Source organism: Acinetobacter cumulans (assembly GCF_003024525.3).
Classification (GTDB): Bacteria; Pseudomonadota; Gammaproteobacteria; order Pseudomonadales; family Moraxellaceae; genus Acinetobacter; species Acinetobacter cumulans.
Genome location: NZ_CP035934.2, coordinates 2,627,753 through 2,640,160, shown reverse-complemented (window position 1 = coordinate 2,640,160; position 12,408 = coordinate 2,627,753). Strand labels below are relative to the sequence as shown.

Sequence of the window (12,408 nt, the reverse complement as noted above, 5' to 3'; positions counted from 1 at the left end):
GGTAGAGAAAGAACATGTTAATTGATTTCAAGCTTGAGCAACAAAAGCAGTTTGATGCCGTGGCCGAGCAAATTTATCAAACACCTGAGCAATTTCTAAATTTTGCGCAGCTTAGCGACGCTTATGCAATACCGTGGTTGCAGGACTTTCCTAAAGCCACACAAATGATTGTATCTGGTTTAGATGATGGTGCAGAGCATTACTGTATGAAGCTTCAATATTTAGCACAATATATGCAGATTGATTATGCCACCCAGATCAGTGTGTTGTGGTGTGGTCGATTTGGGCATAAGCATGCGCTAAAGTTGGTATGAACTAGGCTCTAGGCGATTTAGCGGTATCAACTTTTATTGTATGTTGCAGTATTGGCATATTTAGGTGGTTGGCTCAAATGATGGTTAAGTTTGCAACGATAGGCCAGTTTGCCGATAAAATGTAGATCTATAGTCAATGTAAAGACTCGATTTAAATTATTTAATAGTATGAGTTATTCAATAGCATAAGCTATAAATCAAACTGTAATGCTACAGTGATGAATACAACAATAAAACGAAATATAAAAAGGGTATAACATGGCGCATCAATTTACTGTGCAAGCTTCAATTCAAGGCATTTCATTACAAGATTTTAAACGTTTAGCTGCTCGAACAGAACTACACGAAGCTGTGTGTAAGCGCATTCCAGGGGAGCAACTTGAAATTATTGAATCAGAAAAAATGGGCGATATTTATACGCTGAAGCGTGCTTATAACTTAGATGTAAAAATTCCTGACACTGCGAAAAAATTTTTGAAAGATGCATTTCGTTTACATCGCACGGATGTGAGTAATTTAGAGGCCATGACCTCAGAAGTGATTTTAAAGCCAAATCTTCCACTTAAGGCCAACTGCCAACGCCGTGTGACTGGCGATGACACTCATGTGGTATTTCATTTAGATTGGAATGTGAATATTAAAGTACCACTCATTGGTGGGATGTTAGAACGTCATGCTGAAAGCGAAATCCGTCGTTTTAGCCAAGTCGAAATTGAAATTATTGAAGACGAATTACGCAAGCATTTATAAATAAAGCTTAAGCGCTAGACCTGATTAATCGTGCATGTCTTATAATGTAAAAGCTTGGTCAGAATGCACGTGTTAAGCATCATGCATATATAAAAAAGAGCAGTTTAACTGCTCTTTTTGAGTTTCAAGGATGAGGTGTTTTAAGTGTTGCCCAGCCTTTTTTTAGCACATACTTTGTTAATAATCATTGTTTAACGATTTAATTTAATTCGCGCCATTAGCTCGGCCGAAAGTTGGCTTTCTCAAATTTTGCGCGATACAGCATGGCTGTGAAGAATGCCACCATGCATACCACCCAAACATAGTACAAAGCACCAATTGGGCTAAACGCGCTTAACCACTGTACCAATGGCAAAGTAATGCCTCCAGCAATGGCATAGGCCAAGTTGTATGAAAATGAAATGCCTGTAAAACGAATTTGTGCAGGGAACATTTTCACCATGCTATAAGACACCATTCCGACAGTACCTGAGCTAAAGCCCAAAAGCATATACAACACAAACACAGTCGATGGAGCAACATGACCTAAGCTGTTGTAAAACACAGTAGCCAGTACAGTGACGAGTAAAGAACCAAATAGCATGACTTTGCCCGCACCTAAGCGATCTGCCAATAAGCCTGCAACAATACAACCTGCCATTTGCATAATAATGGCCGCACTTTGCATTTTAAACGCATCGGCACGTTCAAAGCCAAAGCCTGTGCTGAGTAAGTTGGGCATGGCCAAAATCAGGACCACGACACAGCCTGTTAAGAACCATGTAAACAACATACCAATTACGACAGCTGTTTTATGCTTTGCCAGCACCTGTTTAACAGGCAGTTCTTTTGCCAGTGCTTTTTTCTCTTGCATGGCTTTAAATACAGGAGTTTCTTTGAGGTAACTACGTAAATACAGCGCTACAAAACCAAAAATACCGCCAACAATAAAGGGAATACGCCATGCCCAGTCGTGAATTTCAGCTTCAGAAAATTTGAGCGAAATAAACAGTGACATTAAAGCACCTAACAAAATGCCTAAGGATAAACCCGCAGTCAGCAGGCCATTGGCAATCCCAATTTTCTTTTCAGGTACATGTTCAGAAACAAAGGTCCAAGCTGCTGGAATTTCACCGCCAATTGCAATGCCTTGAACCATACGCATAAGTAAGAGTAATAAGGGCGCTGCATAACCAATGCTTTCGAAGGTTGGCATGACACCAATGAGTAAGGTAGGCAAAGCCATGAGTAAAATAGACAAGCTAAATAGGCGTTTGCGGCCCACTAAGTCACCAAAATGCGCCATGACCACGCCACCCAATGGGCGGAAGAAGTAACCTGCTGCAAAAATGCCATAAGTATTGAGCATGGCCCAAAATGGACTGAGTGTACTTGGGAAAAATAATTCAGAAATAATTTTGGCGTAAAAAACATAAATCACGAAGTCATAGAACTCAAGCGCGCCACCTAATGAGGAGAGATGGATCCGTAAATTTGAACAACTCCTATAAGTGATATTCTGCTCCTCAAATGATGTTATAAACATCAATATATGGAGTATTTTATGGCACGTAGACCAAGAAGAAATCATTCAAATGATTTTAAAGCTAAGGTAGCACTTGCTGCGATTAAAGCAGAAAAAACACTTGCTGAATTGAGTGCTGAGTTTGATGTTCATCAAAACCAAATTATTGACTGGAAAAATCAATTGATCTCAGCTTCCTCGCAAGCTTTCGATCAATCAAAAGCTCCAACAGAACCACCCATCGATCTAAAAAAACTACATGCAAAAATCGGTGAGCAGGCATTAGAAATTGATTTTTTAGAAGGTGTGTTGAAGAAACTGGGCCGCTTCAACCACAAAAGTTAATCGACGACTCACTTCAGATTTCAGTATCTAAGCAAGCTAAGCTGCTGAAAGTCTCCCGTGGTTGTTATTACTATCGCCCAAAACCTGTGAGTGCATCAGATCTGAAGCTGATGCGATGTATTGATGAATTACATATGCAATATCCTTTTGCAGGCAGTCGTATGATGCGTGATTTGTTGAATCGTCAAGGACATCATATAGGACGACGTCATACACGTACTTTAATGAAGAAAATGGGTATTCAGGCGTTATATTGCAAACCAAATTTAAGCCAGGCTAATCAAGCTCACCGTAAATATCCATATCTGCTCAAAGGATTGGCTATTCAGCGCAGTAATCAAGTGTGGTCTACGGATATAACGTATATCCCTATGGCAAAAGGCTTTGTTTATTTATGTGCTGTGATTGATTGGCATAGCCGCAAGGTACTTGCGCATAGAGTATCGATTAGTATGGAGGTGGATTTTTGTATTTCGGCTTTAAATGAAGCGATTGAAAAATATGGTCGACCTGAAATATTTAATACAGACCAAGGCAGCCAGTTTACCAGTGATGCATTTATTGATGTATTGAAATCAAATGGCATTCAAATCAGTATGGATGGTAAAGGTCGATGGGTAGATAATGTGATGGTTGAACGATTATGGCGGAGCGTTAAATATGAAGAGGTGTATCTCAAAGCTTATAGCAGTGTCACAGATGCGAAAAAGCAATTAAGTGCATATTTTGAGTTTTATAATTTGAAACGACCTCATTCGAGTCTAGACAAAATGACACCAAATGAGTTTTACTATGATCAGCTACCCCAACAAAACAAGGTGGCTTAACTAGAGCGGAATATCACTTATAAATACGCTTTTAGTTGTTCAAACAAGTGGGACCACCTCTGAGGAGAGGCCAAGTGTTCGTTTGTCTTCACGAGTTAAGCGTGGATGAGCTTCCATGCGAAAATCCAAGGTAAAACAAGTCAGTATCCTTGGATTGTAGATAAGGGATATCTGCTTGAATAATCAAACTTTATTGGTGGTTTAATAACTTTTAATTATATAATTTTGTATTACTTATCATGTAAATATTTAAAAAATAATATGCTTTAGATGAAGTTTATAGACGAATAAATTTAGGAATCACACAAAGAATAAGGCCAAGCGCCAACATGATGCTGATGTTTTCAATAAAATAAGGGTAAATAATTAAAGCAATACCGCAGATCAAGGGCACCGATTTTTGTTGTTTTTTACCATATAAAAAATAGCCGAAGCCGATGGAGCTAAACAGCACACCCAATAAAAGTATAGTCGCGTTCACGCTAACTTCCTCCCTGTAAAATTACATATATAGCAACAGGAACTGAAAATTAACTTAAGTGCATGTGTATCAGTATTTTATATCTCGGTGACTCAATTGCGAGATTAAATTGCGAGATTAAATTGATTAAGATGAGCGCGTCTCTGAGGACTCAGTGCTTTTGGCGAAACGGCCATACACAATACGCACCAACAAAATACAGAAGATGACTGCGCCAATAATGACAATTTTATGTTGATGGGGCAGAAGCATGTGCCAAAAAATATGAAGCCAATGACTGACCTGTAAACCGACACTCACGACCACAAAGGCCCAGATAAAACTGGCAATCAAATTGATCACTAAATAGCGCAGTGCTGGATAATGCATAATGCCAAAGCTCATGGGGATGATGGTTCTTAAGCCCCATAAAAAACGCATGATTAAAATGGCAACTGTGGGATAACGCGCAATAATTTGGCTGGCACGTTCAAATTTTTGATTGAGCCGTGGGCGAGTTTGAATAAAGCCGTAGCCATATTTTGCACCAATGAAATAATACAGTTGATCGCCTAAAAAGCCACCAACCATGGCAATTCCCACCAGAGGCCAAAAAGATAAAATGTGTTGATGTACTGCATAAGCACCGAGCATTAATACGGTTTCGCCTTCAAAAAATGCACCGACAAATACAGCTAAATAGCCGTAATGTTGCAATAAGGCAGACCAGTCAAACATAATAATTTACTTAATCTCAATCCAAAGCAGGTTTATTCTCTCTTACGAGGCTTAAGCCATAATGAAAAAGCATCAAATAATTTATATTAAATAAAATACCTGACAAATAGACCTTTAATATTTGGAGTAACTTGTATGAATACGGTATTAACTGTCGCACAACAAGGTGAGGCTATTCTGAATTTAGTGGCTGTTGCAGTGAGTGAAGCTGAGTTTAATTGTCCGTGGTTAACTGAGCTAACGCAGGCGATGCATGCAACCATGCTGGACCGCAATGGTGTCGGTATTGCGGCACCACAAGTGTATATTTCTAAGCGAATTATTATCGTGGCTTCACGTCCTAATGTGCGTTATCCCGATGCACCTGAAATGGATGCAACTGTGATGATTAACCCTGAAATTGTGTTTCAGTCTGAACAGACCTTAGATGGTGAAGAAGGCTGTCTGAGTGTGCCAGACAGGCGTGGTCAAGTTGCACGAGCTGCCCAAATTCGTGTGCGTTATCGAAGCGTACAAGGCGAGCAGATCGAAACAGAGTTTTCAGGCTTTCCTGCACGTATAGTACAACACGAGGTAGATCATCTAAATGGCGTGCTCTTTGTTGAACGTTTAACAGATTAAAATAATGTTCGGCATTATTTAGCCCCTTGCCTAAACTGCTGTGGTGTTTGTCCCAAATGCCGTTTAAACATGGCACTAAAAGCACTGGGGTTACTGTAGCCAAGTGTCCTAGAGATTTGTGCCACAGATTCGCCAATTGAAATTTTACTTAGCGCATGCGCGATATGCATTTGCTGAATCCAAGCCCGATAAGAAAGCCCCGTTTCTTTTTGGAACATACGCATGAGGGTACGCGCACTTGTGCCAATATCATCGGCCCATGTGCTTAAATCCTTCAGTTGGTCGGGTGTATCTAACATGGTTTTACATATTTGTAGCAGGCGTTTGTCTTGTGGCCAAGGAATCTGAATAGGCAACAGATTTGCTTTATGAATTTCATCGAAGATTAAAATTTGCAACGAGCGTGATAACTCATCTGCGCTCAGCACTTCAGATGGTGGCATACTTTCGAGCGCATTTAAGCGAATCAGTAGTTCATGCAGTAGTTTGCTTACACGAATAATAAAACAATTTTGGCCCATCAGGTCCGCGGCTGCTGTATCGACCAGCGCCGTATTCATTTTGACATGACTAAGTGAAATGACACTGTGCTCGATCCCAGCAGGAATCCACAGCGCACACATAGGCGGTACAATCCAAACATGGTTGGGCGTATACACTTGAATCATGCCACTAGATGCATAGAGAAATTGTGCCCGCGAATGATGATGTGGTGGCGTAATCTCCCGATAGCTATGCTCAGAAGATAAGCCAATGACCAGTTCCGACATTTCAGTTTCAATCAGCAAGCTATGCATGCAGGCCTCATTTTTGTCACTTATACAATGATTATTGGAAGATAATGCTATGAGTGACAATTTACAATCAAAAATCGATCAATACAGACATGGAGTGAACGGGCAATGAACGCTTCAATACCCGTGAAGAATGATGCTGACGTAGCAAGTACGCAGCCACAAGGTATGGTGATTAAAATTGTGGGTGCAGTTGCGGTAGCGCATCTGCTAAATGATTTAATACAAGCGGTTTTACCTGCTATTTACCCGATGCTGAAAGTCAACTTTTCACTGAGTTTTGCAGAAGTCGGTCTGATTTCACTGGTCTATCAACTGACAGCTTCATTATTGCAACCATGGATTGGCCTCTATACCGATAAGCATCCTAAGCCTTATTTGCTCCCAATGGGCATGGTTGTTACGTTCAGTGGTATTGTGCTATTGGCTTTTTCCCCAAGTTTTACCGTACTGCTGATCGCTTCTGCCCTCATTGGGGTAGGGTCATCGACTTTTCATCCTGAAGCATCGCGGGTGGCGCGTATGGCATCAGGTGGTCGTTTTGGCACAGCCCAATCTACATTTCAGGTTGGTGGGAACACAGGTTCTGCTATTGGCCCACTATTGGCCGCGTTGATTATCGTCCCTTTTGGACAGCATGCAGTCGCATGGCTGGTGGTCTTTGCTTTGTTGGCCATTTGGGTACTGTTTGCTGTGAGTCGCTGGAATATTAAACATAGCCTTAGCCAAGCCACATCAAAAGCACAGCAGGTACAAAGCAAGCTACAAGGCAGACAGCTGTTTATTGCATTAGCAACTATTTGCGTGCTGATGTTTGCCAAATTTACCTATATCGCCAGCATCAGCAACTATTTCACCTTTTATCTAATGCATAAATTTGGCTTAAGTTTGCAAAATGCCCAGCTACATTTATTTGCTTTTTTGGCAGCCGTTGCCTTGGGCACATTTGCTGGCGGGCCGATTGGCGATAAAATTGGCCGTAAAGCCGTAATTTGGGTGTCTTTTATTGGCATGGCGCCTTTTGCACTCATCATGCCCTATGCAAATTTATTTTGGACGACCGTGCTGTCTATTATCGTGGGTTTAGTGATGTCATCGGCTTTCGCTGCTATGGTGGTCTATGCGCAAGAAGCCGTACCTGGTCGCGTAGGCATGATTGCAGGATTAATGTTTGGCTTAATGTTTGGTGTAAGTGGTATTGCTGCTGCGGGTTTGGGTTATTTGGCAGATATGAATGGCATTGAATGGGTGTTTGGTGTTTGTTCATTGTTGCCTTTACTGGGTTTAGCAACATTCTTTTTGCCAAAGACGCAGATTAAGCCTGTAGGCTAATCATCGCGCTGTCTGATAGGATCAATCAGGTGGCGCTTTTTATTAGGTCAATGCTGGGTTTGAATTGAAGATTGCTAGGAGAATATGCTCATGAGCGATTCGCAAGCAGAGATTGCATTTTCACTGGCTGATGAACAGCTGAAATTTGAAGTAGACGGGCAAATAATTGAAATTTCAAAAGGTCTGAATTTTATCATTGCGCAAAGTGTGCGTTTTGGCGGTATCGATGCTTTGGCGATTGAAAATATGATCTATGTGATTGAAGAACTACTGGAACAGCTGAAGCTGGATTTTCGCAAACAGCGGAAGTCACAAACTGCTGATGAATCTATGCGACAAATCAGCACGCTGTTTTTTAATGATGCAAAGCACATAGACCGAAATATGCTGGAACATGCATTTAATGAGTGGGTGGAGCGACTAGAATATTATACGAACAAAGTAGGGCATGATTTTAAGCTATGGGCTTACTTTGTAATGATTCGAGAAATGATGCATCATTTGAATGTATTCACAATAAATTTGAATAATTAATTGATATTCAAAGTAAAAGTGGTGGACTATTTAACATTTTTGATTATAATTTTTCTAATTAATCAACTAATTACGATTTAGAGAATAATCACTGTGGCTGAACTGATTCCCCCAAGTATTCAACAATTAAGATCAGCCAGTAGCGGTGAAAGAAAAGTCTATCAGTTATTGGAGCATGTTTTTAAGGATGAAAATGCCATTATTTGGCATGAACCGAAAGCACTCAACCGTTATACGGATTTTATTGTTTGGTTACCAAAGCACGGCTTATTGGTGATAGAAGTTAAAGACTGGTCTAAAGACAGATTTGAAACCTTAAACCCAGAAACATTTACGGGACGTTTTTATAATAAGAATAATGCCAAAAGTGTTTCCGTACAAAACCCAGAAATGCAGGTGCGTAAATGCATGCTGAATATTCTGAATCAATTTAAAAAGACCGCAATATTTTTACAGCAAAATGGGCCTTATCAAGGCAATGTTAAATTTCCAATCACAAGCTGTGTTATTTACACCGAGCTGAAACAGCAAGAAGCCAATGAAATTGGCTTGAGTTTGCCTGCAATTAGCTCCGAACATAAAACCATTTATAAAGATGATTTACGCTTAGTTGCAGAGAATAAAACTTTCAAACAAAAACTGATTCATGCTTTTAAAGAAGTTGCCTTCCCATTTGAAGCCCTAGCTTATGCTGAGGAAAAATTTTTACGCTATATGATTTTCCCTGAAATTCGTGTCAATGAATTTAAGCAAGATGAATTATTTGCCGTAGAGCCACAAGACGTAAAAGCACTCGATTTATCACAAGAATCTATTGCCAAAAATATTGGCGATGGTCATCGCATTTTAAAAGGTGTGGCAGGTAGCGGTAAAACACTGGTTTTAGCTTGTCGCGCAAAATATTTAAAGACGATTTATCCAGACTATAAAATTTTAGTGGTGTGTTATAACAATTCACTTTGCAATCATCTCAGCCAAATGTTTGGTGATGATTTTAATGACAAAATCGAAGTACTGAACTTCCATAGTGTGGTAAAGAAAATTACCAGTGCAAATCTGTCGATGCTGAAAAATGAGAAACAGACTGACTATAACAGTCGTGTCGGTCAAATTTTATTGGATTATCTTGAGGAAAGCGGGTTATCTGAAACCGAACAATATGATGCCATTTTGATTGATGAAGGGCAGGACTTTGCACAAGAGTGGATTATTGGCCTGTCAAAATTAGTCAAAGCAGAAAGCAATAACATTTTGTTTTGTTATGACCCTGCGCAAAATATTTTTAACCGTAAAAAGCCCAGCTGGCGTTCAGTGGGCTTACAGGTACAAGGCAAAAAACCTGTTGAACTGTATAAATGCTACCGTAATACCAAAGAAATTTTAGATATTGCCAAAGCATTTTTAAATCCAAAGCAGTTCGAGAGCTTACAGAATAGTGATGAATATGACCGTGTTTTAGACCCCGATACAGGGGAGTGTAAAACGGGTGAATATCCAAGTATTTATCATGAAAATGATGTGCGCCATTTGGCTGATTTAATTGCCCGTAAAATTCGACAATTGCTGAAGTCGGATATCGCGCCGAGAGATATTGCAGTGTTACAGGCGAAATCGACTGCATACGATATTTTTGTGCATGAGCTGAAAACCAAACTGGAAAGTTATGTTCCAGATGCTGAGGCTGAATTGATTTTCAACAGTGCAGAAAAGAAAGCACTCGATTTGAATAAAAATACCATCAAAATTATGAATGTAGAATCTTCTAAGGGTTTAGAGTTTCCGCATGTATTTTTTGTTGGGTTGGACCACATGCCACGACTGGGAGAGAATCGAGATTTAGATTCTGAGCGTAAGCTGGCGTATGTGGGCATGACTCGTGCGCAGAATAAGTTATTTATTTTAGGATGTGAAAATAAAGGCTTTCTTGCTGATATAAAAGCAATTTATGAGCAAACAGCAGTACCCCAAGAACCAGAAGAAAGTTCCGTGCAGGTCAGCATTGAAAAAGCGGTAGATGAAGCAGAAAGTGCTGAGCCAGAAACCGAAACAGACTCAATGATTGGCCAAAAATGGACAGAAGATGAAGAAGTTCGCCTGATTGATGCTTTTATGGATGAAAAGCTACCAATTAAGGAGATTGCACTGCGCCATAACCGTAAAATTGGCGGGATTCGTGCAAGACTGCGTAAACTACGTTTGATTGATTAAGCGGTTGAAGATCATGACTCGCATTGCTGAAATATAATGATATTTCAAACCATAAAAAGCCCTAAAAACTGCAAAGTAATTAGGGCTTTTTTAGATTCAAACCATTATTTCAAATGTTCAGCAATATCTGTAAAGATTACACCTAAACCATGTGCGCCAGCATCTGGATAGCCAAGACTGCGATCGCCCACAGTTCCTGCACGTCCCATACGCGCTACAATTTCTTTAGTCTTTTCGGCGCCTTGAACAGCCGCTTTTGCACCTAATGTAAAGTTTTCTTTAAACGATTTATCGGTATGGGCAGACCATGAATCTGCACATGGCACTAAGGCGTCAATGAGGGTTTTATCACCGACCACTGCGCCACGCCCAAATGAACGTTCGCCAGTTACTTGAATGCCTTTAACCGCAGCTTGTAGCATGTCTGCAAAATCTGCGGTACTTAACGTGGTTTTACCTTTAATAGCTTTGCTTGCAGCACGGAATGCTGAACCCCAAATTGGGCCAGACGCGCCACCACAATGTTCCATAATAATCATTGAGCAGTTGAGTAGGAATTCATCCATGCGGTCGGCTTGTACCAGCTGATGCCATTCACGTTTTAGCTGTTTAAAGCCTTTAGCTACGCTCATGCCGAAATCGCCGTCACCTGCATGTGCGTCTAATTCACAAAATGGCACTTCATTTTTAATGATACATGCACTCATAACATCCACTACATAGCGCATATTTTCAATAGTGAACTGCTCATTAGAAATTTTGGCATGCTCTGGATGCGTTTCTACATCTGTATTGATACTGCGTTCAGCAGTTTCATTTTGGTTAGAAAACTCAAGCGGAAGCGCAGGAGAGCCATCCATTTTAAATGCAGGTGTGCTGGCTTCGGCATCTAAATAGGTTTTTAGCTCATCATCTAGTGCAAGAAGCGATACAGACGCACCGTTCATGTCGATGCTGGTCATGTAGTTACCAACGAAAGTGCGGTAAATTTTAATGCCTTTATTGGCAAGATGTTGGCAGACATCATGGTTAAATACATACAGCTCTTGTAATGGTGTAGTGCCAAAACCATTTACCAGTACCGCTACCTCTTTTAGGTCTGGGCGGTCAAGGAACAGGTCATCCACAATACGCTGTGCTAATTTTTTAGATGGCAGGATTTTTTCGCGGCGAATACCTGGTTCACCGTGAATGCCAACGCCGTATTCCATTTCGTCATCGGCCAATGTAAATGTTGGTGTACCTTTGGCTGGAACGGTGCAAGAGGTATATGCAAAGCCAAGACTGGTCACGCTGTCGGCAGCTTTTTGTGCTAATTCTTTTACACGTGAAAGTTCATAACCTTGAGCTGCTGCAGCGCCCGCAATTTTATGCACAAATACTGTGCCAGCCACACCACGACGACCCACAGTATATAGGCTGTCTTTGACGGCAATGTCATCTGCCACTTTCACATAATCAACTTTAATACCATCATCAGTTGCCAGTGCTGCACCATTTTGGAAATTCATCATATCGCCAGAATAGTTTTTGATGATCATCAACACGCCTTTGTCTGTTGCGACGTGCTGCAGTGCTTTGTAGATTTGAATTTGTGAAGGTGATGCAAATACGTCACCACATACGGCAGCATCGAGCATACCTGTACCAACAAAGCCTGCATGTGCAGGTTCGTGACCGCTACCACCGCCACTGATCAATGCCACGTTGTGGTGTTTTTCTTTACGTGAAATGATTTTGTGTGACTCAGTAAATGCAAGTTCAGGATGCGCAAGAACAAAGCCTTTGCACATTTCAACAACCAGATTTTCAGGGTTGTTTATGAGTTTTTTCATGGATGTACCAATCTATATTTATAGGGGAGAATGTAAAAAGTTTATTATTATCGAAAAACATCATGTTTGCTGACATAAAAGTGTAAAAACGCAATTTTTTGATTAAAGGTTGTGTTCTTTAATTGAATGGCCTTCTAAAAATGAAG

The 12,408-nt window shown here is 40.5% G+C and carries 12 protein-coding genes; 7 read left to right on the top strand and 5 right to left on the bottom strand.

Going from position 1 to position 12,408, the window contains the following annotated elements; translation table 11 throughout:
• Positions 1 to 14 precede the first annotated feature (14 nt).
• Positions 15 to 314, top strand: coding sequence for a hypothetical protein (locus tag C9E88_RS12435; RefSeq protein ID WP_106985036.1), 300 nt, complete (start codon positions 15 to 17; stop codon positions 312 to 314).
• A gap of 258 nt (positions 315 to 572) precedes the next feature.
• A complete protein-coding gene (locus C9E88_RS12430; protein WP_106985035.1) occupies positions 573 to 1,064 on the top strand; it encodes a DUF2505 family protein in 492 nt (163 codons plus the stop codon).
• A gap of 217 nt (positions 1,065 to 1,281) precedes the next feature.
• Here the strand turns inward: C9E88_RS12430 and C9E88_RS12425 are convergent, their stop codons facing one another.
• Positions 1,282 to 2,583, bottom strand: a complete 1,302-nt coding sequence (locus tag C9E88_RS12425; protein ID WP_227865954.1) for an MFS transporter — start codon at positions 2,581 to 2,583, stop codon at positions 1,282 to 1,284.
• 24 nt (positions 2,584 to 2,607) lie between these two features.
• On the opposite strand from C9E88_RS12425, the gene C9E88_RS12420 reads away from it, so the two are divergent.
• Positions 2,608 to 3,740, top strand: a protein-coding gene (locus C9E88_RS12420) for an IS3-like element ISAba14 family transposase (protein ID WP_223155595.1) whose coding sequence is annotated in 2 segments (ribosomal slippage) — positions 2,608 to 2,860 and positions 2,860 to 3,740 — 1,134 coding nt in all. Because the reading frame shifts where the segments join, the coding sequence is not laid out codon by codon here.
• 277 nt (positions 3,741 to 4,017) lie between these two features.
• Here the strand turns inward: C9E88_RS12420 and C9E88_RS12415 are convergent.
• Together C9E88_RS12415 and C9E88_RS12410 are read right to left on the bottom strand one after the other, a co-directional pair.
• On the bottom strand, positions 4,018 to 4,221 hold the full coding sequence (locus C9E88_RS12415; protein WP_106985781.1) for an amino acid transport protein: 204 nt from the start codon (positions 4,219 to 4,221) through the stop codon (positions 4,018 to 4,020).
• A 126-nt stretch (positions 4,222 to 4,347) separates the two neighbouring features.
• Positions 4,348 to 4,938 (bottom strand): DedA family protein, encoded by a 591-nt coding sequence (locus tag C9E88_RS12410; RefSeq protein ID WP_106985780.1) that lies wholly within the window; start codon positions 4,936 to 4,938, stop codon positions 4,348 to 4,350.
• A 135-nt stretch (positions 4,939 to 5,073) separates the two neighbouring features.
• On the opposite strand from C9E88_RS12410, the gene def reads away from it, so the two are divergent.
• Complete coding sequence (gene def / locus C9E88_RS12405) at positions 5,074 to 5,559, top strand: peptide deformylase (RefSeq protein WP_106985779.1); 486 nt, start codon at positions 5,074 to 5,076, stop codon at positions 5,557 to 5,559.
• A 14-nt stretch (positions 5,560 to 5,573) separates the two neighbouring features.
• Here def and C9E88_RS12400 read toward each other — a convergent pair whose 3' ends face one another.
• Positions 5,574 to 6,356, bottom strand: coding sequence for an AraC family transcriptional regulator (locus C9E88_RS12400; protein ID WP_106985778.1), 783 nt, complete (start codon positions 6,354 to 6,356; stop codon positions 5,574 to 5,576).
• Positions 6,357 to 6,461: 105 nt separating this feature from the next.
• Here C9E88_RS12400 and C9E88_RS12395 point away from each other — a divergent pair, with 105 nt between their 5' ends.
• From C9E88_RS12395 to C9E88_RS12385, 3 genes are all read left to right on the top strand, one after another.
• Positions 6,462 to 7,685 (top strand): MFS transporter, encoded by a 1,224-nt coding sequence (locus C9E88_RS12395; RefSeq protein ID WP_106985777.1) that lies wholly within the window; start codon positions 6,462 to 6,464, stop codon positions 7,683 to 7,685.
• A 90-nt stretch (positions 7,686 to 7,775) separates the two neighbouring features.
• Entirely contained in the window at positions 7,776 to 8,219 is a 444-nt protein-coding gene (locus C9E88_RS12390) for a hypothetical protein (protein WP_106985776.1), read from the top strand.
• 93 nt (positions 8,220 to 8,312) lie between these two features.
• The gene (locus C9E88_RS12385; protein WP_106985775.1) at positions 8,313 to 10,427 is read left to right on the top strand and encodes a 3'-5' exonuclease; all 2,115 of its coding nucleotides are present in this window, start codon (positions 8,313 to 8,315) and stop codon (positions 10,425 to 10,427) included.
• Between the two features lie 104 nt (positions 10,428 to 10,531).
• Here C9E88_RS12385 and dhaK read toward each other — a convergent pair whose 3' ends face one another.
• Positions 10,532 to 12,262, bottom strand: coding sequence for a dihydroxyacetone kinase subunit DhaK (gene dhaK / locus C9E88_RS12380; protein WP_106985774.1), 1,731 nt, complete (start codon positions 12,260 to 12,262; stop codon positions 10,532 to 10,534).
• Positions 12,263 to 12,408 lie beyond the last annotated feature (146 nt).